Below are 25,519 nucleotides of genomic sequence, written 5' to 3' on the forward strand. Positions count from 1 at the left end.
CTGACGCTCCTGCGCTCGGGTCACTCCGTCGGGATCCGGTACCTGGCACCCCTGATCATGAACACCACGTAGCCCAGAACCCCAAGAAGGTAGATAGCTGTCGGCACTGCCAGAACCCAGACGCTCACCGAATCTCCTGTGGCCCTGCCCGAGACGATCACTATCCAGGCGAACAACAGCGCAGTCGCTGATCCGATCCACTCGAGATCCTCGGCCATCTTGCGGTTCAGTTCGGGCCTGTTCTTGGGCGAAGTCCAATACTCGTGCATTGGCCGACTCGGCAGGTTTACCAGCTGGGCCGGAACTTTCGGCAACCACCACCCGATGGTGGCGAAGAAGCCGATCAGTGCGAACCCGATGCCTCCAATGGTCAACAGGAACGATGTCTTGGACTCCACGCGGTCGACTCGACCGGAGCCGGTGAAATGCGCCGGTAACTCGTCACCGGCAGTCACGGCGACCCACACCATGGCACCGATGAACACGAGGGTGGACAGCAATAGTGCGGCGCGCGAGTACTTCATCGCAGTTCACTTTAATGCCTCCGGCAGTGGTGTGATGCTGAGCCTCTGGGTCGCTCGGCAGGCTATGCTCCTGTGCCACAGAAGGCACCTAGCCGCACCACTGCCGGAGGCACGCAATGCCCAACAACGAGTTCGGGGACTTCCAGACCCCGATCGAGTTGGCGCGCGCGTTGGTGGACACCCTGCCGCGTCGAGAGTGGACCCGGGTCCTCGAACCTACGTGCGGAGTCGGAAATTTCCTGTCGGTGATGGCGCAGAGTCACCCAGTCGCCGAACGTGTCGGGATCGAGGTACAGCCCGAGTATGCCTCGACTGCAGCACAATTCGGCAGGATCATCACTGCGTCGATTTTCGACTTCGACCTGGCCCGAGATGTCGACTGGACATCGGGACCCGGCCCGACCCTCGTCACCGGTAACCCACCGTGGGTGACCAACTCGCAACTGTCGGTACTCGATTCCGTCAATCGCCCGTCCCGCACGAACACCAAGAACGCCCGCGGAATCGACGCCATCACCGGTAGCTCGAATTTCGATATCGCAGAATACATTTGGATCAAGCTCATCACCGAGTTCGGAGATAGACCGGTGACCATCGCGATGATCTGCAAGACCCAGGTCGCGCGCAATGTTCTGCTGCACAGCGCGGAGCAACAGCTCCCGGTGACCGGTTCGAGCCTGCGGATGATCGATGCGAAGAAGTGGTTCGACGCAGGGGTCGACGCCTGCTGGTTCACCGTCGAACTCGGGCCGGGCAAGACCGACTACACCGCACCGACATTTCCGAGCATCGACGCGTCACAACCGGACAACAGAATCGGCGTCGTCGGCGGCCAACTCGTTGCGAACGTCGCCGCGTACGAGCGGAGCAAGCAATTCGACGGTGCCAGCCCACTCACCTGGCGGCAGGGCATCAAGCACGATGCCACCGCGGTGATGGAGTTGATCGCAAACGATGGTCCACGAACCAAACTGGGAAGCAGCGTGGACATAGAACCCGAGTACCTGTTCCCGCTGTTCAAGTGCACCGACGTCTACCGCGACAAGCTGGATTCTGTGTCCAGGTGGATGATCGTGCCGCAGTCGCATACCGGTGACGACACCGAGCTACTTGCGTCGACTGCACCGAAGCTGTGGAAGTACCTGACCGACAACGCCGCTGCGCTCGACGGGCGGAAGTCGTCGATCTACCGGAAGAGGGCACGCTTCTGCATCTTCGGCGTCGGCCCGTACACCTTCGCGCCGTACAAGGTTGCGATCTCCGGGTTCCACAAGATTCCGCAGTTCAGAATGATCGGCCCCTACGACGGCAGACCAGCGGTGTTCGACGACGCCACCTACCTGCTCCCTTTCGAGGATCCCGCAGCATGCGCAGTCGCCCACGCGCTGTTGACCGGACCGGAAGCCACTGATCTCATTGCGGCTCTGGCATTCTGGGACAGCAAGAGACCGGTGACCAAGAAGCTCCTGCAACGCATCGATCTCGCAGCTATTGCGCGGGAAGCCGACCACGAGACACTACTAAATCGGGCTCTGGCTGTACATGCGAACCGCAGCGCAGTACATCAGGCCATCGAAAGCTTCACAGGTCGGTCTTGATCGTCTCGGCCAGTCGATCGAGATAGTCGGCGTTGCGTTTGTAGTGCACCCAGGGCCCGATTTTGGTGCTCGTCACCAGGTGGGCGCGCTGTAGCACCGCCATGTATTGCGAGGCAGTCGATTGGGACACGCCCGCTCTGGATTGAATGTGCTTGAGGCACACCCCTACCTGTTCGGCCGGTTCGAGCTGCGGTGGGAAATCGCTCGGGTCCTTGAGCCATTGCATGATCGCCAATCGTGCCGGGTTACTGAGGGCACCGAACACTGCCGCTAGCTCCGCGGGGTCCAGTTCGTCAGCCACCGTCGAAGCGTACTCCAATATCGCAATATCCCGATCTGTGGTCTACTTATCCAGACATCGCAATATCGCGATATCTAGATAAGGAGCAGCTGATGCAGCGAGCAGTCGTCGTAGGGGCCAACGGGGTGATCGGCGGAAATCTTCTCGCCCACCTGCAGCACAGTGGGGATTGGGACATCATCGGGCTCTCACGCCGAGGAGGAGGGGACAGCGAACGCGTCCGGCACATTGCGGTGGATCTCCTCGACCGCGAGGAAACTCGACGCACACTCTCGCACCTGACGGAGGTCACTCACGTCTTCTACGCCGCGTATCAGGACCGCCCTACGTGGGCCGAGCTGGTGCCTCCCAATCTGGAGATGGTCGTCAACGTGGTCACAGTGATCGAGGACAGTTCCCCGCATCTGGAACACGTCAGCCTGATGCAGGGATACAAGGTGTACGGCGCGCATCTGGGCCCGTTCAAAACCCCTGCCCGCGAATCCGATCCACCACACATGCCGCCCGAGTTCAACGTCGACCAACAGCACTTCCTGGAAACCCGTCAGATAGGCAAGAGGTGGACCTGGTCGGCTATCCGGCCATCGGTGGTGTGCGGTGTGGCGCTCGGTAACCCGATGAATCTGGCCACCGTCATCGCTGTCTACGCAACCATGTGCACGAAGCTGGGCGTACCGATGCGTTTCCCGGGCAAGCCCGGTGCCTTCGGATCACTGCTGGAGATGACCGATGCGTCGTTGCTCGCCGAAGCGACGGTATGGGCTGCAACCACTCCCGAGTGCGCGAACCAGGCGTTCAACATCACCAATGGAGACCTGTTCCGCTGGAACGACATGTGGCCGCGCATCGCGGACCTCTTCGGTGTGGACACCGCAACCCCACTGCCGATGTCGTTGGCCGACGTGATGGCCGACAAGGAGCTGCTGTGGGATTCGATCGTTGCCGAGCACGATCTGAAGCCCACTCCCTACCGCGATGTATCTTCCTGGGGATTCGGCGATTTCGTATTCTCCTGGGACTACGACGTCATCTCCGACGGTTCCAAGGCACGTCGCATGGGCTTCCATCGTTTCGTGGACACCGAGGAAATGTTCGCCGACATCGTCGCCGATCTGAGGAGGCAACGCATCATCCCGTGAATACACGCCGGTCCTGATTCCGCACCCGGAGGGTATCGGCCGCATAGGCTGCCAGTGTCGGTACGGGATGAGGAGATCGCCATGTCAGTGAAGTCCGAATCGACGTCCACCCGGCACGTGATGCCCAAGAAGCAACTGCTCGCAGTCAGTATCGGCAACGCGGTGGAGTGGTACGACTGGACTGTCTACGCTACGTTCTCCATCTACTTCGCCACTCAGATCTTCTCCGGCGACAACCCGGCTCTGGCGCTGCTGAGCACGTTGGCCACGTACTCGGTGGCGTTCTTCTTCCGGCCACTCGGCGGATTGCTGATCGGACGCTTCTCCGATCTCAAGGGGCGACGCCAGGCGATGATCCTGACGATCGCGATGATGTCCGGCGGGTCGTTCGCGATTGCCATTCTGCCCACCTTCGCTGTCGCAGGCTGGCTCGCTCCGATTCTGCTGTTGCTGGCCCGGATCGTGCAGGGCATGTCGATGGGCGGTGAGGTCTCCAATGCGTCGGCCTACCTCGCCGAGATCGCCCCGAACGACAGACGGGCCCGCTACTCGTCCTTCTACTACATCTCCACCGGCACAGCCATTCTCATCGCTTCATTGCTCGGCGCGTATCTCACCTTCGCACTCGACGACGCGCAACTGAACTCGTGGGGCTGGCGCGTACCGTTCCTCATCGGTGGACTGCTCGGAGTGGTGGGGCTCTGGATGCGCCGCGGCATGGCCGAGGCCGACAATCAGGAGCGCAACGCCGTCAAGGCGAAGTCTGTACGAAACCCGTTGTGGATGACCGTGAAGCATCATCCTCGTGCCGTTCTGCAGGTCGTGGGCTTCGTTCTCCTCGCCACTCTCGCCTACTACACGTTCTTCTCCGCGATGACGCCCTACGCCGTCAAGCAGCGCGGAGCGGACGCCAACGACGTGTTCGTGGCGTTGTCGATCGCGACTGCGATGTTCGTCGCGTTGCAGTACCCCATGGGCGCTCTGGCGGACCGTATCGGTCGCAAACCGCAATTGCTCACTTACGCGGCGCTGTTCGCGATTCTGATCATCCCGCTCTCGAAGCTGATCGGGCCGTCGTTCGTCAAACTGCTGATCGTCTTCTGCGTCGGCCTGCTGCTGTTCGCGATGTGCTCGGCCATCATTCCTGCGGTCTTGGCCGAAGCCTTCCCGGCAGAGCTTCGAGGTGTCGGCATCGGGGCTTGGTACAACCTCACCGTTGCGCTCTTCGGGGGCACCGCTCCCCTACTGGTCAACGCCTTGTCCGACGCAGGCCACGCCGACTGGTTCTTCTACTATCTTGCTGCCGCCGCAGTGATCTCGTTCCTCACGATGGTGTGGATGCCGGAAAAGCGCGGCCAGGACCTGGACTGAATGCCGAGCGACACTACGATCGGATGGCACGTACCGTCCGAGGCAGTAGGAGAACCATGCATCCGTTCGACGAGGCAGTCGCGCTCGAGGTAGTCGGCGACGGCACCTACAGCGGAAAGACGTCAGCGCCGTACAACAACATGGTCGGCCCCTTCGGTGGCATGACCGCAGCGACCTTTGTTCGGGCCATCGAGCTGCATCCGGAACGCCTGGGAACGCCGGTCTCGCTGACGGTGAATTTCGCCGGACCGGTTGCCGAGGGCGATTTCGCGATCTCCGCCCGCCCGGTGCGAACCAATCGAAGCAATCAGCACTGGTATCTGGAACTGACGCAGAACGGTGCGGTGGCCACAACCGCAACCGCGGTGTTCGGGACACGGCGTGACACTTGGGACAACATCGAGGCAACGGTCCCTGACGCTCCCTCCCCCGCCGATACGAAGCAAGGCGGTCTCCCCGACGCCATCGCGTGGGCCAAGAACTACGAGATGCGTTTCGTGGCAGGCGCACTGAGCGACCAGGCGTCCGCAGACTCGACCGAAACTCTCTGGATCCGCGACACGCCGCCCCGGCCGCTGGACTTTGCGGCCTTGACCTCGCTCAGCGATGTGTTCTATCCACGAATCTTTCAGCGGTTGGGCACGTACGTTCCGGCGGGCACCATCTCGTTGACGACCCACTACTTCGCGACGCCCGAGGATCTCGAGCAGCACGCCGACGGCTACATCCTCGGCACCGCACGAGCACGCCGCTTCCACCAGGGCTACTTCGACCAGACAGCGGAATTGTGGACCGAGGGCGGGAGTCTGCTGGCCACCAGCCATCAGGTGGTCTACTACAAGGTATGAACAGCCGACGACTGCTCCAGCACCCGACGCACCGCACCACGCGCACCGCTGTCCTGCAGCGAACGCTTGGCTCGCTGGTACGCGCCTCGTAGTCTCGGGCTGCCCGCAAGATCCCCGAAGACCGCCCGGTTGGTCAGAAACGCTCCCGGGTTGTCGTGGTCTTCCCACGAGAGCCTTTGCAGGCGTTCGGCATCGGCGTCGATCATCGGAACGTCCCCGCGCTCGTACACTGCACACCAGGCGGCGAGCACCAGCGCGGCATGATCGACGGATCGATCCTCGGCAAGTCGGTCGCGGATCACCGGCAGCACGAATTTCGGGATTCGGGCCGATGCGTCGACGATCTGACGTTCGAGAGTGTCGCGAACCGCCAGACTCGAAAAACGTTCCAGCAGTTGCTCGATATAGGAATCGAGGTCGATTCCCGGTACCGGCGCGAGCGTCGGGGCAGCCTCGGCACGCATATACGACGCGACGAATTCGCGTAGTTCAGGACTGGCCATGACGTCGTGCACATGGGTGTACCCGGCGAGGATACCGAGGTAGCTCATGGCTTGATGGGAACCGTTGAGCAAGCGCAGTTTCATGTGCTCGTAGGGGGCGACGTCGCTCACCAGTTGCACGCCGACGTCGGCGAAGGGCGGTCGCCCGAACGAGAACGAATCTTCGAGTACCCACTGCGAGAACGATTCCGACTGCACCGGCCAGCGGTCGTCGATGCCGAAGTCACGTCGCAGGTCGTCGACGACGGTGGGCGTAGTGGCCGGGGTGATGCGGTCGACCATCGAATTGGGGAACGCGACCGTGGCGTCGATCCAGTCGGCCAGGTCGCTGTCGTGGTGGCGCGCGAAGGACGTCAGCGCGGTGCGGGAGACCGTTCCGTTGTGGACGATGTTGTCGCAGGACATCACCGTGAACGGGGGAATTCCGTGGAATCGGCGGGTGGCGAGTGCAACGGTGAGGAAACCGAAGACACTCGACGGCGTGGTGAGATCCTCGAGGTCGGCGAGCACCGCGGGATCGGTCGGCTCGAACACTCCGGTCACATCGTTCACGCCGTAGCCGGCCTCGGTGATGGTGAGCGAGACGATCATCGTGGCCGGTGAGCTGAGCACGTCGAGCACTGCTTGCGGATCGTCGGGTGCGAAGACGAAGTCCGCGACCGAACCGACAACCCGCGCCTCGCGTCGGCCATCGGGGTCCACGGTGACGACTGTGTAGAGATGATCCTGAGCGTCGAGGACTTCCCCGATTCGCCTGTCTCCCGGCAGAACTCCCACTCCGCACAGCGCCCAGTCGAGGTGACCGGCAGCGAGAAGGCGATCGAAGTACACGGCCTGGTGTGCGCGGTGAAACGCGCCGACCCCGAAATGCACCACTCCGCAGTGCAGTTCGTCCGCGTCGTACTCGGGCTTCGCAACGCCCGCAGGCAGATCCTTCGATGTGGTGCGACGAAGCTCGATCATGACGGGTCCTCGGGGTCGGACGAACGTGGTGAGCGGTGGCGCTCCCGGGCATGTTCTGCCATCAGGAGCACCACCGCAGTTCAGGGGGTTACACGTCAGGAATCAGCAGGACGACTTGTAGACGTACTGCGCACCCTCGCCGTCGATGTTGTCGGCGGTGATGACGTGGAAGCCGGTCGAGATCTCGGCGGTGACCGGCTCGTCGTTGATGGCGGCCATGGCCTGCGCGACGCCGTCGGTGCCGATGGTGTCGGGCTGCTGCGCGATCAGCGCCTGCACCGTTCCCTCACGAAGCTGCTTCACCTGTGCGGGGCCTGCGTCGAAGCCGATGATCTTGACCTGATCCTGCTTGCCGGCCTGCCGAACTCCGGTCGCGGTGCCCTCGGCTGCGAACGTGTTCGCGGCGAAGATGCCGGTGATGTCGGGGTCCTTGGCCAGGGCGGCCGAGACCAGTCGAGCGGCTTCGGCCGGGTCGTTGTGGCTGTACTGCACACCGAGGTAGTCGAAGGCCGAGTTGGCGCCGACGGCTTCCTCGAAGCCCTCTACTCGGGCGTCGGCTGTGGACACACCGGGATCGGTGGAGATGACGAGCACCTTGCCGCCGGCCGGGCTGAGCCGCTCGATCGCGTTGAATGCTTCTGCCCCACCGCCCTTGTTGTCGGACGAGATGGAGGAGACGGCGATGGACGGGTCTTCCAGGGTGGTGTCGACGAGGACGACTTTGATGCCCGCTTTGGACGCTGCTTCGAGGGGTGCCTGCATGGCAGCGACGTCGGTGGGAGCGATGAGGATCGCCGACGGCCGCGATGCGACAACCGAATCCACGATCGGCTTCTGCAGGGTCGGATCGAACTTGACCGGCCCCTGGGTGTCGACGGTGACGCCGGCATCCTTCGCCGCAGCCTCGATTCCGCACTGCATGCTGATGTAGAACTCGTCGCCGCTGACGCCCTGGATGAAGGCGATGTTGCCGCTGCCGCCACCGCTTCCGGAGTCGGACGAACAACCCGCCAGGAACATGGCGGAGACCGAAGCGACACTCAGTGCAACGACGGCGGTGCGTGATGTGATCATGGTCGACTTTCTTCTAAAGGGTTGTGATGAAGGGAGTTCGGAGCTGGCCGGAGCTAGGGACTTCGGGACCAGAGTTTCTTGAGGGAGCTGGGCGATTGACCTCGGCTCGCCGCGTCGCGTCGACGCTGATCGAAGTAGACCGCCGCGATGAGGACAGCACCGACGGCGACCTGCTGCCAGAACGGCTGGACTCCGACGATGACGAAACCGTTCTGCAACACGGCAGGGATGAACAGTCCGACGACGGTGCCGAACATGGTGCCGATGCCGCCGAACAGGCTCGTTCCACCGATGACCACTGCCGCAATGACATTGAGGTTGGTCTGCGACTGACCGGCGATAGCGGTGGTGCCGTACTGGGACAGAGACAGAATGCCCGCAAGCCCGGCGAGGGTTCCGGAGAGTGCGTAGACCTTGACCAGGTGCATGTCCACCTTGATGCCGACGCGTCGAGCAGACTGCTCCTTGGAGCCGACGGCAAAGGTGTAGAGGCCGAACTTGGTGCGATGCAGCACGATTCCGAAGATCACCACGAGCACCAAAGCGATGCTCGAGATCAGGGGAATGGTGGTGGCCGGGAAGTTGCCGTAGCCGATGGTGTCGACCAGAACCGGTGGTACGTCGCGGATGTCGACACCCCCGGTGATGACCTGCGAGAGTCCCAGAGCGCCACCCAGGGTCCCGAGAGTCACGATCAGCGGAGGCACGTTGGCCTTACCGATCAGGAAACCGTTGAGCAATCCCCAGCAGAGGCCACACCCCAGTGCCACGACGATTCCGACAGCGGCGACTCCCCATCCGTCGCCGCCGATCGCGGCCATGGTCTTGGCCGAGACGACGCCGGAGAAGACGAGAACGGAGCCGACCGAGAGATCGATGCCACTGGTGACGATCACGAACGTCATGCCGATTCCGAGAACGGCCAGGATGGAGACGTTCTGAATGATCTGGCGGATGTTGCCCCACTCGGGGAAGCTGCCGGGAGCCATGATCGAGAACACGATGCAGATCGCAGCCAGGACGAGCACGATCTGGAACACCTGAACCCGGGCCAACTTACCGAGCGCTTCGACGAAATCGAAGGAGTGGCGAGACGGCTTGTCGCCGGGCGGCATCGGCTCGAGGGAGGGGCTGATGGTCTGGTTGGTCATCGTGTGGCTCCGGTGGTTGCGCCGGTCATCGCGCCGACGAGTTCTTCCATGGTCGTGTTCTTGGCGTCGAGAGTGGCCACGCGCTTGCCCATGCGCAGCACCTGAACTCGATCGGCAACTTCCATCACGTGCGGCATGGAGTGGCTGATGAACACCACCGCCACTCCCCTGTCCGCCACGCGGCGAATGGTGTCGAGCACGTTGCGCGTCTGTACGACGCCGAGCGCTGCCGTCGGCTCGTCGAGAAAGACGACGCCCTTGGCCCAGGCCACGGCACGCGCGATGGCAATGGCCTGTTGCTGCCCACCGGACATCGCTCCGACCGGAACGGTCAGGCTACGCACGGTGGCTCCGAGTTCGTTCAACGCGTCCTGCGACTGCTTGCGCATCGTGGAGACGTCGAGGAAGCCGAGGTGGCCGAGCAGCCCCTTCGCCGGCAGTTCGCGTCCGAGAAACATGTTCTGCTGCGCGTTCAGGTGCGGTGCGAGGGCAAGATCCTGGAACACCGTCTCGATGCCGAGTTCTGCTGCGACGGTGGGGCTGTCGAGATCCACCGCGGTGCCGTCGAACAGGATCTCACCGGTGTCGACGGCCAGGCTGCCCGAGAGCGCCTTGACCATCGTCGACTTGCCTGCGCCGTTGTCGCCGATGAGGGCGACGACCTCACCCGGGTAGATGTCGAAGTCGGCTTCGTCGAGGGCGCGCACGTTTCCGAAGCTCCTCGACAATCCCCTCGCTTCGAGGATCGGTGTCGCAACAGGTGCAACGCTGGCCATGGATACTCCTAGGTCGAATCGAGAAGCTTCGAGTGCGGGATGGACACCCCCACCGGCGCCCGCAGCACGGTCCGAGGACGTGGTCTGCGAAGCAGGTCGAGCTCCCTTCGGGGCTCGCTGTGTAAACGAGTGTGACCCACACAACTCCCTTTGTCACGTGTTTTGCGAAAATTCATGTCACCGGTGACATGGACGTGCGCGGCACCTGCGATGCCACGCCTGCGAGAGGCTCATATCGGACCGGCGGGTACCGTCTCTGAAGTGCGTCGATACGCAATTCGGCCGTTTTCGATGCTGACACAATCGCGCTGAGGTACCGTCCATGACACCGATGACATATGTGGACTCAATGGAGCCGATGACATCGATGACATGACCATTCGGAGACAGTGAAGGTAGACCCCATGGCGAAGTTCGACGGCAGAAAGATTTTGGTGACAGGTGCCAGCGGAGGCATCGGCTCGGCGACTGTGCGACGGTTGGTGGCCGACGGCGCCGACGTCGTCGCGGCCGGCCAGTCGGTCGACGCACTGAACAAGCTGGCCGACGAGACCGGCGCAACGCCCCTGGCCTTCGATCTGACCTCCGAGGACAGCGTGCGCGAGGCTGTCGAAGGCCTCGAGCTGTACGGCGTGGTGAACTGCGCGGGATTCGGTGGCGAGATCGCCACGCCTCAGGACACCGACATCTCGATCTTCGACAAGGTCATCGCCATCAATGCCCGCGGCGCACTGTTGGTCATCAAGTACACCGTCCCGGCCATGATCGCCGCCGGTGCCGGTGCCATCGTCAACGTCTCGAGCCAGGCCAGCCTCGTCGCCCTCACCGGCCACATTTCGTACGGATCCTCGAAAGCGGCTCTGGACAACATCACTCGCGTCTCTGCACTCGAGCTCGGCCGACACGGAATTCGAGTCAACGGTGTCAATCCGACGGTCGTGATGACCGAGATGTCTGCGTTCTACTGGGGTCGCCCCGAAATCGAGGAGCCGTTCCTGGCTCAGATGCCGCTGGGACGGTGGGCCACCGAAGACGAGATTGCCGCGCCGATTGCCTTCCTACTGAGCGATGATGCTTCCATGGTGACTGGAGTGTCGTTGCCGGTCGATGGCGGCTACACCAGTCGCTGACGAGACGATGACGAGCAGACGGGGGTAGATCATGACCACCATGCAAGACGTCGCGGCGCTGGCCAAGGTCAGTGCCAAGACCGTCTCACGGGTGTACAACAACGACCCTCACGTCGACCCCGATACCCGTGCCCGCGTCACCGAGGCCTTGAATTCGCTGAATTACGTGCCCAATACGATGGCCACGTCGTTCCGCAACGGTCAGGCGGCAGCCATCGGAGTTGCCGTCCCCGATATCGACGATCCGTTCTTCTCCTCCATCGCACGTGCGGTGGAGGAGCGAGCGCGACAGGACGACATGGCCGTTCTGGTCACCAGCCTCGGTCACGACGGCGATCAGGAGCAGGCTCTGGTGGAGTCATTGCTGCGTAGGCAGCTGAGTGGCTTGATCATCGCGCCGACCGGTGCGCACCACTCCTACCTGGAGCGGTGGATCGACAAGACCCCCACGGTGTTCGTCGATCGGGCTCCCGACGGCCTCAAGGCAGACAGCTTCGTCGACGACGATCACGGCGGGGCGGTATTGGCCACCGACCACCTCCTCGACCTGGGACATACCCGCATCGCGGTCATCGGTGACAGCGCCGGCATCCCGACCAGCCGAAACCGGCTCGAGGGGTATCGGGAGTCGTTGCAGGCGCACGGAATCGACTTCGACGACACTCTCGTCGCTCTGGGTGTGTTGGACCGCGAGGATGCCCGGGTGGCGTTGACCGACCTGACCGCCCTCGAAAGTCCCCCTACCGCACTGTTTCTGTCGAACGCGCGAGTGGCGATGGCATGCGTGCCTGTTCTGCAGCAGATGAATTTGCTGCATCTGGCGTTCGTCGGATTCGGCGACTTCCCGCTTGCCGATGCAGTGATGCCACCGGTGACGGTGATCGATCAGAATCCGGCTCGCCTCGGCCGGTTGGCCATCGAGCGACTACTGGGACGGATCGAGAATCCGGGCAAGCGCTACAAGCGCCGTAACATCCTCGGCGTCGAGCTGATCGAGCGTCGATCCTGCACGCCCGGAAGCGATCACCGCTGCGATTGATCCTCGAGCGCGTGCGCGACGAGATCGACCTGCAGTGGGGTCGGGAGTTCGGCATCGACCCGCAGATGCGGAACGAGTGGTTTTGCCGCCGGGGCATCCACCGGCCGATGGGCATCGCGCTCTGCCCCACGTGCAGCGCGCCTGTGCGCCAACAGCTCCGGCGACCCGTCGACGTGCACGACCAACGTTGCAGCCGGGGCTACGTAGGAGACCAGTCGGTGCCACTCCGCGCCCGCGGTCAGTTCGCGCGTGAAGGGCGCGACCAGGACGGGGCGCTGACCGATCTCCACGAGGTCCCGCGCAGTAGCGAGCAGTACGGCATATCGGCCGGCTCGAATGCGTTCCGAGTGCGGGCCTGCACTGTTCCAGTGTGGGCCGTCCAACATCGAATCCAGTTCGTCGAGAAGCGGATTGGTGAGGGTATCCAGGTCGAGCAGAGCGGTACCGAACCGTCTCGCCAGCTCACGACCGAGAGTCGTCTTGCCACTTCCCGCGGCACCGGCCACCAGCAGAACCGGTAGCGATTCTCGTTCGATCCCGGAGACGTCTTGACAGACACGATGCATAGCGGCAATCATACAAGACAACGTTGTCTCGCATCCTGCTACTGCGGACACGATCCCTTCTACCGAGAGTTCACGTGACCGAGCGCGCAAGCATCAAGGACGTCGCCGCATTGGCGGGCGTCAGCTTCAAGACCGTCTCACGCGTCGTCAACGGCGTGGATACGGTCTTGCCGGAGCTGCGTGAGCGCGTCGAGGCTGCGGTCCAGACGCTCAACTACGTTCCCAACTCTGCTGCTCGGTCACTGAAGTCCGGGTCCGGCAACACGATCGGCATCATCGTCGACTCCATCGACGACGTGTTCTTCGCGTCCCTGGTCAGTGCCGTCGAGGATCGCGCACTCGAACACGGTCTCGCGGTCATCGTCGGCAGCACCGGGTTCGACGCCCAGCGCGAACGTGACCAACTGGCGTTGCTCGCCGGCCAGCACGTCCGCGGGATCATTCTTGCGCCGGTCGGCGATCACAGCGACTTCCTCGTCCCGCGTCGTCGAACACTTCCCACGGTGACCATCGACCGTTCGATCGAGGGATTCGATTCGGTCATCGTGGACGATTACGGCGCTGCCAAGCGCGCCGTCGAGAAGTTGGTAGCGGGCGGTCACACCCGAATTGCGTTGCTCGGCTTCGACGATCGGCTGCAGACGGCGCAGTTGCGCCGGCAGGCGTACCTCGATGTTCTCGCGGATCTCGGCCAAGAGCCGGATGCCGCTCTCGCTCCCCCGGTGTCCCACGCCGCAGACTCGGTGCGGCCGGTCGTCAAGAAGCTACTGGCACTGCGCAACCCACCGACCGCCTTCTTCGTCGCCAACGCACGACATGCCACGGCCGTGGTGTCGGTGCTGCACGAAATCGACCGCACCGACGTGGCAATGGTGTCGTTCGGCAACTTCTCGCTCGCCGATGCCGTCAGCCCGTCGGTGACCTGCATAGACCAAGACCCCTACCGCATCGGCACCCTCGCGTTCGATCGCCTGGTGCAGCGATTCGACGATCCCTATCTCGAACCCGAGCAACAAATAGCACCGACCACTCTGGTGGAACGACTTTCGCATGCACTCCCCCTACCCGTACAGAAATGAGACCAACTCCGTGAACCCCAGACTTGTTGCGGGACTGGACCTCGGGAGCACCGGTGTCAAAGTGCTCGTCACCGACGATGCCGGCACCGAACTACTCATCGAGCAGAGTCCCACACCGTGGCGGCACGGCCCGGGCGGAACCACCGACCTGGCCGCCGAGGACTTGCTGGCCACCATCGGACAGTTGCTCGACGCCGTCGCTCGTCGACTACCCGAGGCAACCGGTGATCCAGCAGCCCGGATCGACGCCATCGCGGTGTCCGGGATGGGCGAGACGGGCTTCCTTCTCGATGAAGACAACGTTGTCCGTGCGCCGGCCTTCGCGTGGTTCGATCCACGTGGTCAGGAGCAGGTGGATGCGCTGCCCCAGGATCTGCGCGATCGGTTCGCCGGCAAGACCGGACTTCCCGTCGGCGTGCAGGTCTCGGTGGTCAAGATCGCGCATCTTCGCGACAACGGACTGAGCTTGAACGGACTTCGCTGGTTCAACCTGCCGGAGTTCGTCGTACTGTCCCTCGGCGGCCGCGCCGTGGCCGATTACTCGCTGAGTTCGCGCACCGGACTGCTCGATCAGGACAGCGGCGAACCCTGGTCGGAGATGTTGGCGCACTTGGGCGTCGGAGCAGACTTCATTCCGCCCTTGGTCGATGCAGGAACGGACCTCGGAATCGCCGACGCGGCAACTCTTCCCGAGTCAATCAACGGCGCTCGCCTCACTGTCGCCGGTCACGACCATCTTGTGTCCGCGGTGTCCGGCGGAGCGATCCCTCACGACCGCTACCACGTGTCGATGGGCACCGCCGAGGTTCTACTGCGGGTACTCGATACTCCGTTGACCACCGCCGCGCGGAGCAGGCTCGCCGACCATCTCATCAACTCGGTACGCCATGTGGTGCCGGGTCAACACGTCCTCGTCGCCGGAGTCAAGACCGGCTTGCTGATGCGACGGGCGTTGCAGCTGTGCGACATCAACGATCGAGCCGGACGCGATCTACTCGATCAGCGAGTATGCGCTCTGCCTGCGGGTGGGCCGTTCACCGACGGCGGTCTCGACATCGCGGGTGCCCGTAACGACGACGGGGTTCTTTCCATCACGGTCCGCACCGATGGGATCGATTCGGCCGAGCTGTTCCGTTCGATTCTGTTGCACGGCAACGACGAAGTGGCTCGACTCATCGAGGCACTCGACGCCGAGGTGCCGCCCGCCAGGACGACCTTGCTCACCGGCGGCTGGGCCGGGATGGCCAGCGTGCGAGACGCACGAGCTCAGGTACTGCCCGGCGTTTCGGTGTCGACCCGCTCGCAGGACACGGCCTACGGCGCAGCACTGTTCGCTGCCCGACTACTGACGCTCATAGAAATCTGAGCCCACAGTTCTGCAGTGAGACAACGTTGTCTCAGCTGCGCTCGACCCCAACACACACCAGGAGAAGAAGATGAACGAACTCACCACCCTCGAACGTCGCGGAATGGCTGCCATCTCCACCGCGGACGGCAACATGCTCATCGTCGCCGGAGATCAGCGCAACGGCATGAAGGCCGTCATGAAGGACGCCACCGACGGACCGGGCTCGATCACCGTCGAGGAGCTGGCCGAGGCCAAGGCCGATCTGGTTCGCTACCTGGGCAATCACGCACCGGCCATCCTGCTGGACCCGGAGGTGGCGCTGCCGAAGATCGTCGACGACGGTGTCCTCTCGCGTAACACCGCGCTGGTGGTCGGTATGGATGCGTCGGGCTTCGAGGAGACCGACGGTCTGCGCTACACCCGCTTCGTCGACGGCGTCACCCCGCGCGTCGTGCGTGATCTCGGCGGCGACGTCGCCAAGATGCTGTTCTACATGCGCCCCGAGCAGCAGGGCGTCGATTCCCGCGTGGCCGAGGAGATCCGCGACCTCGTCAAGGCCTGCTCCGCCGAGGGTCTGCTGCTCATCGTCGAGATCTTGACCTACCAGCTCGAGGGCGAGTCGGACGAGGCGTACAAGGCCGGCTTCGGCAAGATCATTGCCGACTCCACGCGGATCTCGGTCGAGTGCGGTGCCAAGGTGCTCAAGCTCCCCTACCCCGGTTCCGCCGAAGCGTGTGCTGCCGTAACCGAAGCGGCACAGGGCGTTCCGTGGGCCGTGCTGTCTGCGGGCGTCGACCACGAGACGTTCATCGAGCAGGTCCGCATTGCCGTCGCCAACGGTGCCCGCGGAGCGATGGCAGGCCGTTCCTTGTGGAAGGACAGCATGGCCGTCTCCGCCGAGACCCGCGAGGACCTGCTCACCAACCGCGCACTGCCCCGTCTGCGTGAGCTGAACGAGGCTGTCGACGCCTGATTCGCGTCCTTCGACCGAGCTCGAACGCTCCGTTCGGGCTCGGTCGACGCCAGGTGGGTAGCGTGAATCCCATGAACGACGTCTCGAAGCACATCGACATCATCGCCGCGCCTGGGGTGTTCGCCGATCTCGCCACCGCGCAAGAACTGGCAGCCAGGGCCCTCGCCGCACGCGGGTTGTCCGGCGGAATCGTCGACGCTGCAACCGGATCCGATGAAGTCATCGTTGTTCCCGGCGACAGAATCCCCGTCGATACGTCGCCGTACAGCAGTGTCGTTCGAGTCGACCTGGGGCAGTGCGCACCGGACCGATCCCCGGGCATCCGCGCTCACATTCGCGGCCGCGGGCTCGACGGGCTGCGATTCGCGATCGACAGTGTATTTTTCCACCGCGTCCATTCCGGCACGATCGTGTCGTACGGGGATCACCCGGAGCAGCGCGCCGAACTGCGCGTGCCGGTCGGTGATGGCCCCTTTCCCGTTGCCGTGCTCATTCACGGTGGGTACTGGCGTTCGCGCTGGGAATTCGACTTGATGGACGCGATGGCCGTCGATCTGACGAAGCGCGGTTACGCGACGTGGAACGTCGAATACCGTCGCCCCGACGAACACGAGTGGGATGCGACAACCGGAGATGTCGCGGCCGCGCTCGCCGCGCTGGAGACGGCGCCCGGTGATCTGGATCTATCTCGCGTAGTCCTGTTCGGACATTCGGCGGGCGGTCAACTCGCACTGCGCGTCGCGGCCGATTCCGTCGGACAGCCGGTCTCCCCTGCCCTTGCGGTCAGCCTGGCCGGTGTTCTCGATCTGCGGGTCGGCGATGAGCGCTGGCTCGGCGAGGGCGCGGTGTCGAATGCGATCGGTGCGCGATTCGCCGGTGCGCAGGAGACCTACGAGGCGGCGTCTCCGATCTCGAGGCTTCCACTCGGTGTCCCGCATCTGGTGGTGAGTGCGGTATCGGACGACCCCAACTTGCTCGAGATCAGTCGGGCGTACTACGCCGCCGCGGCGTCAGGCCCGGATTCGGTCGACTACATCGAGGGACCGGGTGGCCACTTCGCCGTCGTCGATCCCACATCGGAGATCTATCAGGACCTTGTTCGCGAGGTCGATGCCCGAATCCGAGGTACCCGCGACCACGCGTCCGAGTAAGTCCGTATCGTGCATGGTGTGACGCGCAGCACACCGATGTGCATGCCGAGACTTCAGGAGCGAGATCGATGAAGAGCACCATGCAGGACACCCCACTGTCCATCGGCCAGCTGGTTCGATTCGGGACGTCCATTCACTCCTCGGCCGAGATCACCACCTGGACAGACAGCGGACCCACCACGGTGACGTTCGGGAAGTTGGGAAGGCGGGCAGCGCAATTGGCGCACGGTCTACGGTCGATCGGCGTCGACGACGACCAGCGCGTCGGCACCTTCATGTGGAACAACGCCCCGCACATGGAGGCGTACATGGCAATTCCCGCGATGGGCGCGGTGCTGCACACGCTGAACATTCGACTCTTCCCCGAGCAGCTCACCTACATCGTCAATCACGCCGAGGATCAGGTGATCATCGCCGACGCGAGCCTGCTCCCCCTGCTGACGCCGCTGCTGCCGACGTTCGAGACCGTGCGTCATCTCATCGTCGTCGGGGCCGATCCTGCGCAGGTCACTGCACCCGATGGCATCGAGGTGCTGGGCTACGAGGATCTGCTGAGGAATCAGCCAGAGGAGTTCGACTGGCCCGAGCTCGACGAACGATCCGCTGCCGCAATGTGTTACACCTCGGGCACCACCGGCGACCCCAAGGGCGTGGTGTATTCGCATCGATCGATCTACCTGCACTCGATGCAGGGCTGCATGACCGACGCACTGGCAATCGCGCAGTCCGACACGATCTTGGCCATCGTGCCGATGTTCCACGCGATGTCGTGGGGACTTCCCTATTCGGCGCTGATGGTCGGTGCGTCCCTGATCATGCCCGACAGGTTCCTCCAGCCCGCCCCATTGGCCGAGATGATGTCGACGCTGCGGCCGACCGCCGCTGCAGCGGTCCCGACGATCTGGCAGGCATTGCTCGCTCACCTCGACGAGCACCCGGCGGATCTGTCGAGTCTGCGCGACGTGGTGGTCGGCGGTGCCGCGTGCCCGCCGAGTCTGATGAAGGCATTCCACGAGAAGTACGGCGTGCACATCTCGCAGGCGTGGGGCATGACCGAAACCTCACCACTGGGCACCTCGGGCAGGCCCGACGCCGGCCTGTCTCCCGAGGACGAGTTCGACTTGCGTTGCACACAAGGACGATTCGTCGCCGGAGTGCGAGCACGACTTGTCGGCGACGCCGGTGACGTGCTGCCGTGGGACGGCAAGACCGTCGGCGAACTCGAGGTCCGTGGCCCGTGGATCACCGGCAGCTACTACCGCGCCGATGCAGACGACAAGTTCGACGACGGCTGGCTGCGGACCGGCGACGTGGGCACCATCTCCGAAAGCGGCTATCTCCGGCTCACCGATCGCTCCAAGGACATCATCAAGTCCGGTGGCGAGTGGATCTCGTCGGTGGAACTCGAGAACCAGGTGATGGGTCACCCGGCTGTTCGTGAGGCTGCTGTCATCGGTGTGCCGGACGCCAAGTGGGACGAACGGCCTCTGGTTGCTGTCGTCCTACGTGACGGTGCGTCGGTGACGGCGGAAGAACTGAAAGAGTTCCTCGACAGTCGCATCGCGCATTGGCAGTTGCCCGAACGCTGGACCTTCATCGACGAGGTCCCGAAAACGAGTGTGGGCAAATACGACAAGAAACGCCTGCGGAGTTCCCATGCCGACGGGGCGTTGAACGTCATAGAACTGGTGTAGCGAAACACGGCAAGCCCGGTCGATGCGTGTTGTCAGCAACGACCGGGCTTGTTCTGTGTCCAGGACTACCCGGTGACACCGGTCAGTTCGTTGGGTGTGTGCGCGAGTTCGCCGGTGGCCGTGACGTTTCCGGTCGCCAGGTCCACGGCGCGGACTGCGTTCTCGGCAGGATCGGACACATAGGCGGTGCCGTCCTGGACGAACAGAGCCGGCCGCGGCTCCTGCCATTCGGTGGGCTCTTCCCACGCGTCGACCACCGGAATGGTTCGCGTGACGGCCTTGGTGTTCACGTCGATCACGTGCAGGGCGCCATCGGTACCGAGAATGATGGCCTCACCGGCCGGGCCGCGCTCGAGGGAGCGGAACGTGTAGCTGGTGCCGAGGTCGACGAGCGACAATTCGCCGGTGACCGTGTTCGTCAACGACACGCGGGTAGGACGCTCGAGCTCCGCATCGGGATCGACCTTGTAGTCGCCGAGGAGGATGGGTGACTCCTCGTCGCCGGCCTGGTTACCGATGCGGCCGTACGCATCCGGGCTCTGCACTTTGGTGATGGCACCGTTGCGGTAGATCAGCAATCCGTCCTCGCAGCCGACGACGACGGTCTCGTCGGCGGCCACGGCTTCGCCGTGCACACCGGGGCACTCTTCGTTGCGAGCGATCTCCTTGCGGTCGGCGTCGAGAACGACGATGCCGATGCGCTCGTCCTCGTTGCCCACTGTCGTCAGCAACGATCCGTCCGAGAGTTCCACGGCCACGCCGTGATGCGCCTCGGGCGTGGTGTAGGACTCGGTCTCGGGCTTGCTACCCGTGAGCAGTGCAGCGGAATCGAACATCTCGACCTTGCCGGTGCCGTCGTCGAACAGGACGGTCTTGCCGTCGTGACGAACGACGTGACCCGGAGTGGTGGCATCGAACGCGATGTCGGTCAAGGCCGGGGTCGCGGTGTAATGCTGCGAGCCGTCGGTCCAGGTACCGGCATCGAGCGCCGTGAATGCGCCTGAGCCGCTGACGAATACATGGCGTCCGTCGCCGGCCGGGTTGAGCCGGGTGAATCCCTCGATACCGCTGATGTCTTCGACGGTGTCGAGAGTCCGGGCGTCGAGAATCAGGACGCCGCCGTCGTAGCTGGTGGCAATACGCGGCGTCGCGTCCGAGACGCTTTGCGCTGCTGCGGTTTCGGCGGTGGTGGCTTCTGGTTCGGTGGTCGAGTCGGACGAGCAGGCCGCGAGGAGAGCGGCCGAGGTGCCCAACGCGATGACTGCGCCGATATTTCGTCGAGTGGAATAGTTCTTCATGACCCAAAGAAGTACAGGTTTTTGCAAACCATTGTCAAAGAGCGTGATGCGTACGAGTGCATGTGTCGCAACATCTTTCACCTCAGGACAGACCTGTGGTGATGGCCGCAGTATTGAACTCCATCATGTCGATGTATGTCGGAGCCTCGGAATTTTCGTTTCCCAGTGATTCGGTGAACAGCGAGACGACGTCGATCTGCACCCCCGCCTCCGATGCCATCACCTGCGCGAGTCGATCCGGTTGCGAGGTGTCGACAAATATCGTCCGAACGCCCGCCTCCCGCACGGTGTCGGCGAGCTCCGACAGGTCGGAGGCACTAGGTGACGCAAGCGTGGTCCCGCTGGGGATCACAGCCCCCACCACCTCGAAGTCGTAGCGGTCCGCCAGGTAACCGAACACGTGATGATTGGTCACGAGCCTACGTTTCTCGGGAGCGATCGCATCGAACTGCTCGGTCATTCGGGCGTCGAGTTCGACCAGTCGCGAATCGTATTCGCTCGCAGCAGAATCGACGTCCACGCCCTCGATGTTGGTCGTGATCGCGTCTCGGATCAGGGCGACCACGTCGCGCATCCGCTGCGGGTCGGTCCAGATGTGCGGGTCCTGCGCGCCCGACGATTGCCCGCTCACATACGGAATCGGGTCTGCGGCCGGGCCCGCCTCCACAATCGGGATGCCCTCCGCGCGGGCCGCATCGATCGTCGACACGATGCCTTCTTCCAACCCCAGCCCGTTGGCTATCAGAAGATCCGCTCGAGAGACACGGGCGGCGTCCGAGGCCGAGATCTCGAACGAATGCGGGTCGGAGTTCGGCGGCATGAGCACCATCACCTCGGCCTGATCTCCGACGATGTTCGACGTGATGTCGCCGAGGATATTGGTGGTCACCACGATCGTCGGCGCTCCCGCGGTGTCGGAATCTGCGCACGCGGTGAAGATCAGAAACGCGGGCAGGGCAAGTAGCAGAACCTTTCTCACGATCCGACCACGCTGATCGAGGCTGGCGTGAAGTCGAAGTCGAAGGTGCGCGCCACGCGGCCGCTGTCTCGATAGTCGATTTCGATCACGGCGCTCCCCGCCGGGTCTGCAACGTAGGCGCGGGTACCTGCCACCTGAAGCGATGGTTTCGGGTCGGCCTCGTCGTAGGGTGCCGACAGCACCGGCGTCGACGACAGTTCGGCCCCGGTGACGGCGTCGAACACCCGAAAGGTGCCGTCGACCTGCAGAGACAGAACGGTTTTGCCATCGCTCGACACTCCCGTCGAGAGCGACTCCCCGGAGGTGCGGGCCTGAACCCATTCGCCGGTTCTGGTGTCCAGTATCAGTACGCCGGTCTCGGTCGGGGCCGCGACCAGCGAGCCGCGTGTTCCTTCGGCGAAGGTGAATGCGCGATCGTCGGGGTTCGGATACGGGAACTTCGCAGTGGAGAACTGGTTGTTCGCCGCATCCACCTTGACCACGCCGTCGGCGCAAGCCACCACGAAGTAGCTCGAGAACACCGCTTCGCCGTGCATCTCGGGGCACGAAGCATCCAGCGCACGAACAGGATTGCCCGCCGAGTCGCGTAGCTCCAGTCCGGTGGGCAGATCGTCCTCGGTGCCGCCGGTCGAGACGACGACGTGATCGGACAACGGGACGGCAATGCCGTGATGGGGATCGGTGTCGACGGTTGCTGCGACCGTCGTGTCACCTGCACCGAGAGAATCGAAATCGACAATATCCGCCGTACCGGCACCGTCGAAGAAGACTGCAACCTTACGATCTCCCGCGACGACGTGGGCGGGACGATCTCCCTCGAGTGCACCGAGATCGACGGGATCCTTGGTGTACGAGTGCGAGTGGTCGCCGTGCTCGATGGTCCACGATCCCGGGTCGAGAAAACGTGCTCGGTCGTCGTCGGTCGCGACGATGTAGCGGCCGTTGATCGTCGTCAGGCGCGATGCATTCGAGACATCGAACGAATGCACGGTCTCGTCGGAAGCGAGATCGAGAACGTCGATCTTTCCGGAATCGGCATCGGCCACAACGAGCCTCGGCTCGGGACCCTGCACTTCGGTGGAGCCGGCCTCGGCCGCGAGATCGCTGCCCGGCGCAGCGGAACCGGTCGCCTCGACGGGCGCGTCCTCGGCGGTATCGGCACTACTGCATCCGGTGACGACCAGTCCGACGACTCCGAGGGTGAGAACACTTCTACGCACGCGCACGAACTCCCAACAAGCTATTGATAACGATTGTCGTTCACGTTAGACCATCGTTGGGCATATGTCCGAATCGACTCCCGAGCCGCTCGAGCCGCTGCCACGACGAAGAACTGCAGCACTGCAAGACCGGCGATTGTCGCCCCGGCCGCGGTGTCGGCGTTCCAGGACACGAGCAGGCCGAACACTGTGGCCGACCATCCGAAGAGCGTCGCGATGGTCATCGACACCGCGATAGATCGACCGAACAGATACGCGGTGGCGGACGGGGCCACCAGTAGCCCGAACACCAGCAACGTCCCCACGATGCGGAAGGAGGCAACAACGCCCAACACCACCAGGGCCAGCAGCATGACGTGCGCGAGGCGAGGCCGGAACCCGAACGTGTGAGCTTTGCGCTCGTCGAACACCAGAGCAACGAACGGTCGATACGCGAGCACCGAGACCACAAGCGCTACCGCCGTCGCCACGACCAGGAAGGCGAGGTCGGCATAGGTCGCCGACAGCACATCGCCGAACAGGAAGGACGTGAGGTCGGTGGCGAACGATCGCGCCCGCGAGACGATCACCACCCCGAGGGCCAACATTCCGACGAACAGCAAACCGATTCCGGTGTCCTCGGACAATCGCGAATTGCGCGTCACCCAGGCCACTCCCCCGATCATCGCCACCGCACTGATGGCGGCTCCGACGAGGAGGTTGGCACTGAGAAGGTACGCGACGGCAACGCCGGGGAGCATGCCATGCGATACAGCCTCGCTGAGAAACGCCATGCCGCGCAACACAACCCAGGTTCCGACGAGGGCGCTCAGAATCGAGACGAGCATGCCCGCAACAAGGGCGCGTTGCACGAAGGAGACAGCGAAGGGGTCCAGTAGCCAATCCACGAGATCGAACCCTATGCGATAATGATTATCGTGACCGAATCAGTAGCCGTGCAATCTCTCTCCGTTCGGTACCGAAACACGACCGCACTGCACAACGTGAGCGCCCGTTTCGAACCCGGTTCTCTCACAACTCTTGTCGGGCACAACGGCTCAGGAAAGTCGACTTTGCTGCAGGTTCTCGCCGGGATCGTGAAGCCATCGACAGGTTCGGTACATACCGGGAGTCGACGCGTCACATACGTACCGCAACGCAGCGAGGTCGACGACCGGATGGCTCTCAGCGTCGGCGAGGTCGTCGCCATGGGCACCTGGCCTCGGCGCGGTCTGCTCGGGCGTGCGTCCGCTGATGACCGCCGAGCTGTAGAGCGTGCGCTCGAACGACTGGGACTGTCCGCATTGCGCTCACGCCGACTCTCGGCGCTCTCCGGCGGGCAACGCCAACGCGCGCTACTCGCTCAAGCGCTCGTCGAGAGCGGCGAACTCGTACTACTCGACGAACCCACCACCGGCCTCGATGCCGAGGCGCGACAGATCATCGACGGTGTGATCGACGACGAGGTCGGTCGGGGCGCAGTCGTGGTGGTCGCGACACACGACGCCGAGAGTGCGGGCCGCGCCGACACGACCATCACCCTGGGACGGGGTGAGGTCCTGTCGATCACTCGGTAGGCCACAAGACCGCGCAGGTTGCTGTGGCAGATTGCTACACTGGCGGTACTGCTGCGGCGATAGGACACCATCATGGGCACCACCTCGTCTCTACGAATCGACGACGACCTCTACGATGCTGCAAAAAAGGCCGGATCTGCTGCAAGCCGGAGTGCCGCGCAACAAATTGCACACTGGGCGTCGATCGGCCGAGAGATAGAACTCTCACACCGCGTCCCGGTACGCGACATAGCCGACGTTCTCGCAGGTAAGACGCGCTACGACGACCTCACACCCTACAAGCAGGCCGTCGTTCGCGCGGAGTGGACCGAACAGATCGAGTCGATGACGGAGTCGCTCGATTTCGAGAGTGAGTTCACCGCGGAAGGCCGCTCGTACGTCGAGTCCGACGAGCACGGCACCGTTCAGTGGAGCGAACGTCGATAGAGCGCCCCAAAGACAAATCATCGTGACAACCCCGGACTCCGACCCCGTACTTCACCTACTCGCTGGACCCAATGGTGCCGGCAAAAGCACGTTCAACGCGCGCGTACTGTCGCCCGTCATGCATCTTCCGTTCATCAATGCCGACGAGATCGCACACACTCGTTGGCCCGGTGACGAGTCGGCGCATGCCTACCATGCGTCACAGGCTGCTGCCAGGATGCGCACCGAATACCTATCGAAGACAACGTCATTCGTGACCGAAACCGTCTTTTCACACGAATCGAAGGTCGAACTCGTCCAGTCCGCTGTCGATGCGGGCTATGTGGTGACACTGCACGTCATCGCAATTCCCGTCGAAACGGCCGTGGCCCGAGTGCGAAACCGCGTCGATCAGGGTGGCCATTCGGTCCCAGAGGCGAAGGTTCGCGAACGGTACGAGAGGCTTTGGCCTCTTCTTCGCTCCGCGATCGACATGGTCGATCGCGCTCAGGTTTACGACAATTCATCTGCGCGACGACCATTCCGCACGATTGCCCGGTTCGATCGCGGCCATCTCGTGGGGCAGGCCGAATGGCCCAGTTGGATGTCCCCGGCCCTGCTTTCGTAACCGCGTCGACGTCGCGGTAGATCTGAGCAGCAGGGGTTCCGGGCGGTGCCGACTGGGCCAGCCGTAAATACTTGGCGGCTTCCTCGGCGAGAAACTCCGCGCGCTTCGTCAGCAGTGAAACATGCTTCGAGGCCAGCTCTTCGGCCGCTGCACCGAGAACCACTGGTGGGAAATCTGCCGGAACTACCATGAACGTCCTCCCCGG

The 25,519-nt window shown here is 63.4% G+C and carries 25 protein-coding genes; 14 read left to right on the plus strand and 11 right to left on the minus strand.

The window, feature by feature from the left end:
* Positions 1–20 precede the first annotated feature (20 nt).
* On the minus strand, positions 21–524 hold the full coding sequence (locus tag ASG84_RS04625) for a hypothetical protein (protein ID WP_057475864.1): 504 nt from the start codon (positions 522–524) through the stop codon (positions 21–23).
* A 116-nt stretch (positions 525–640) separates the two neighbouring features.
* Here ASG84_RS04625 and ASG84_RS04630 point away from each other — a divergent pair, with 116 nt between their 5' ends.
* The gene (locus ASG84_RS04630; RefSeq protein WP_057475865.1) at positions 641–2,122 is read left to right on the plus strand and encodes a modification methylase NspV; all 1,482 of its coding nucleotides are present in this window, start codon (positions 641–643) and stop codon (positions 2,120–2,122) included.
* Here ASG84_RS04630 and ASG84_RS04635 read toward each other — a convergent pair.
* Positions 2,106–2,348, minus strand: a complete 243-nt coding sequence (locus ASG84_RS04635; RefSeq protein ID WP_370878793.1) for an ArsR/SmtB family transcription factor — start codon at positions 2,346–2,348, stop codon at positions 2,106–2,108. The two genes, ASG84_RS04630 and ASG84_RS04635, sit on opposite strands and share 17 nt — an antisense overlap.
* A 167-nt stretch (positions 2,349–2,515) precedes the next feature.
* On the opposite strand from ASG84_RS04635, the gene ASG84_RS04640 reads away from it, so the two are divergent.
* The 3 genes from ASG84_RS04640 to ASG84_RS04650 all read left to right on the plus strand — a co-directional run bounded on the left by ASG84_RS04640 (position 2,516) and on the right by ASG84_RS04650 (position 5,781).
* Entirely contained in the window at positions 2,516–3,562 is a 1,047-nt protein-coding gene (locus ASG84_RS04640) for an SDR family oxidoreductase (protein ID WP_057475867.1), read from the plus strand.
* A gap of 81 nt (positions 3,563–3,643) precedes the next feature.
* Positions 3,644–4,933: an MFS transporter gene (locus ASG84_RS04645; RefSeq protein ID WP_057475995.1), complete on the plus strand. Its 1,290-nt coding sequence runs from the start codon at positions 3,644–3,646 to the stop codon at positions 4,931–4,933.
* 56 nt (positions 4,934–4,989) lie between these two features.
* Positions 4,990–5,781 carry an acyl-CoA thioesterase gene (locus ASG84_RS04650; protein WP_082520784.1) on the plus strand — a complete coding sequence of 264 codons (792 nt, stop codon included), beginning with the start codon at positions 4,990–4,992 and terminating at the stop codon, positions 5,779–5,781.
* Here ASG84_RS04650 and ASG84_RS04655 read toward each other — a convergent pair.
* From ASG84_RS04655 to ASG84_RS04670, 4 genes are all read right to left on the minus strand, one after another.
* Entirely contained in the window at positions 5,769–7,247 is a 1,479-nt protein-coding gene (locus tag ASG84_RS04655; RefSeq protein WP_057475869.1) for a mannitol dehydrogenase family protein, read from the minus strand. The two genes, ASG84_RS04650 and ASG84_RS04655, sit on opposite strands and share 13 nt — an antisense overlap.
* A gap of 102 nt (positions 7,248–7,349) precedes the next feature.
* On the minus strand, positions 7,350–8,321 hold the full coding sequence (locus ASG84_RS04660) for an ABC transporter substrate-binding protein (protein WP_057475870.1): 972 nt from the start codon (positions 8,319–8,321) through the stop codon (positions 7,350–7,352).
* A gap of 53 nt (positions 8,322–8,374) precedes the next feature.
* Positions 8,375–9,472, minus strand: a complete 1,098-nt coding sequence (locus ASG84_RS04665; RefSeq protein ID WP_082520785.1) for an ABC transporter permease — start codon at positions 9,470–9,472, stop codon at positions 8,375–8,377.
* Positions 9,469–10,248, minus strand: a complete 780-nt coding sequence (locus ASG84_RS04670) for an ATP-binding cassette domain-containing protein (RefSeq protein WP_057475871.1) — start codon at positions 10,246–10,248, stop codon at positions 9,469–9,471. The genes ASG84_RS04665 and ASG84_RS04670 overlap by 4 nt, the downstream gene beginning before the upstream one ends.
* A 404-nt stretch (positions 10,249–10,652) precedes the next feature.
* Here ASG84_RS04670 and ASG84_RS04675 point away from each other — a divergent pair, with 404 nt between their 5' ends.
* Together ASG84_RS04675 and ASG84_RS04680 are read left to right on the plus strand one after the other, a co-directional pair.
* Complete coding sequence (locus ASG84_RS04675; protein WP_032379701.1) at positions 10,653–11,378, plus strand: SDR family oxidoreductase; 726 nt, start codon at positions 10,653–10,655, stop codon at positions 11,376–11,378.
* Between the two features lie 31 nt (positions 11,379–11,409).
* Positions 11,410–12,417: a LacI family DNA-binding transcriptional regulator gene (locus tag ASG84_RS04680; RefSeq protein WP_057475872.1), complete on the plus strand. Its 1,008-nt coding sequence runs from the start codon at positions 11,410–11,412 to the stop codon at positions 12,415–12,417.
* Here ASG84_RS04680 and ASG84_RS04685 read toward each other — a convergent pair.
* Positions 12,402–12,983, minus strand: a complete 582-nt coding sequence (locus ASG84_RS04685; protein WP_057475873.1) for an AAA family ATPase — start codon at positions 12,981–12,983, stop codon at positions 12,402–12,404. The two genes, ASG84_RS04680 and ASG84_RS04685, sit on opposite strands and share 16 nt — an antisense overlap.
* A 74-nt stretch (positions 12,984–13,057) precedes the next feature.
* Here ASG84_RS04685 and ASG84_RS04690 point away from each other — a divergent pair, with 74 nt between their 5' ends.
* The 5 genes from ASG84_RS04690 to ASG84_RS04710 all read left to right on the plus strand — a co-directional run bounded on the left by ASG84_RS04690 (position 13,058) and on the right by ASG84_RS04710 (position 19,228).
* Positions 13,058–14,062, plus strand: a complete 1,005-nt coding sequence (locus ASG84_RS04690) for a LacI family DNA-binding transcriptional regulator (protein ID WP_057475874.1) — start codon at positions 13,058–13,060, stop codon at positions 14,060–14,062.
* 10 nt (positions 14,063–14,072) lie between these two features.
* Positions 14,073–15,428, plus strand: a complete 1,356-nt coding sequence (locus tag ASG84_RS04695) for an FGGY-family carbohydrate kinase (RefSeq protein WP_057475997.1) — start codon at positions 14,073–14,075, stop codon at positions 15,426–15,428.
* Between the two features lie 70 nt (positions 15,429–15,498).
* Positions 15,499–16,383, plus strand: a complete 885-nt coding sequence (locus tag ASG84_RS04700; protein WP_057475875.1) for a tagatose-bisphosphate aldolase — start codon at positions 15,499–15,501, stop codon at positions 16,381–16,383.
* A 71-nt stretch (positions 16,384–16,454) separates the two neighbouring features.
* Positions 16,455–17,534, plus strand: coding sequence for an alpha/beta hydrolase (locus ASG84_RS04705; protein ID WP_082520789.1), 1,080 nt, complete (start codon positions 16,455–16,457; stop codon positions 17,532–17,534).
* A gap of 68 nt (positions 17,535–17,602) precedes the next feature.
* A complete protein-coding gene (locus tag ASG84_RS04710) occupies positions 17,603–19,228 on the plus strand; it encodes a long-chain fatty acid--CoA ligase (RefSeq protein WP_057475876.1) in 1,626 nt (541 codons plus the stop codon).
* A gap of 65 nt (positions 19,229–19,293) precedes the next feature.
* On the opposite strand, the gene aztD is transcribed toward ASG84_RS04710, so the two are convergent.
* The 4 genes from aztD to aztB form a co-directional block, all read right to left on the minus strand.
* On the minus strand, positions 19,294–20,526 hold the full coding sequence (aztD, locus tag ASG84_RS04715) for a zinc metallochaperone AztD (RefSeq protein WP_057475877.1): 1,233 nt from the start codon (positions 20,524–20,526) through the stop codon (positions 19,294–19,296).
* A gap of 82 nt (positions 20,527–20,608) precedes the next feature.
* Positions 20,609–21,505, minus strand: a complete 897-nt coding sequence (gene aztC / locus ASG84_RS04720; protein ID WP_057475878.1) for a zinc ABC transporter substrate-binding protein AztC — start codon at positions 21,503–21,505, stop codon at positions 20,609–20,611.
* A complete protein-coding gene (locus ASG84_RS28065; protein WP_235581530.1) occupies positions 21,502–22,725 on the minus strand; it encodes a hypothetical protein in 1,224 nt (407 codons plus the stop codon). Before ASG84_RS28065 ends, aztC begins: the two co-directional genes overlap by 4 nt.
* Positions 22,726–22,745: 20 nt before the next feature.
* Entirely contained in the window at positions 22,746–23,612 is an 867-nt protein-coding gene (aztB, locus tag ASG84_RS04730; protein WP_057475879.1) for a zinc ABC transporter permease AztB, read from the minus strand.
* A gap of 21 nt (positions 23,613–23,633) precedes the next feature.
* On the opposite strand from aztB, the gene aztA reads away from it, so the two are divergent.
* The 3 genes from aztA (at position 23,634) to ASG84_RS04745 (ending at position 25,314) form a co-directional block, all read left to right on the plus strand.
* Complete coding sequence (gene aztA, locus ASG84_RS04735) at positions 23,634–24,281, plus strand: zinc ABC transporter ATP-binding protein AztA (protein ID WP_057475880.1); 648 nt, start codon at positions 23,634–23,636, stop codon at positions 24,279–24,281.
* Between the two features lie 72 nt (positions 24,282–24,353).
* The gene (locus tag ASG84_RS04740; protein ID WP_057475881.1) at positions 24,354–24,707 is read left to right on the plus strand and encodes a TA system antitoxin ParD family protein; all 354 of its coding nucleotides are present in this window, start codon (positions 24,354–24,356) and stop codon (positions 24,705–24,707) included.
* A gap of 22 nt (positions 24,708–24,729) precedes the next feature.
* Positions 24,730–25,314 (plus strand): AAA family ATPase, encoded by a 585-nt coding sequence (locus ASG84_RS04745; RefSeq protein WP_057475882.1) that lies wholly within the window; start codon positions 24,730–24,732, stop codon positions 25,312–25,314.
* Positions 25,315–25,519 lie beyond the last annotated feature (205 nt).

Source organism: Rhodococcus sp. Leaf278, from assembly GCF_001426085.1.
Lineage (GTDB): Bacteria > Actinomycetota > Actinomycetes > Mycobacteriales > Mycobacteriaceae > Rhodococcoides.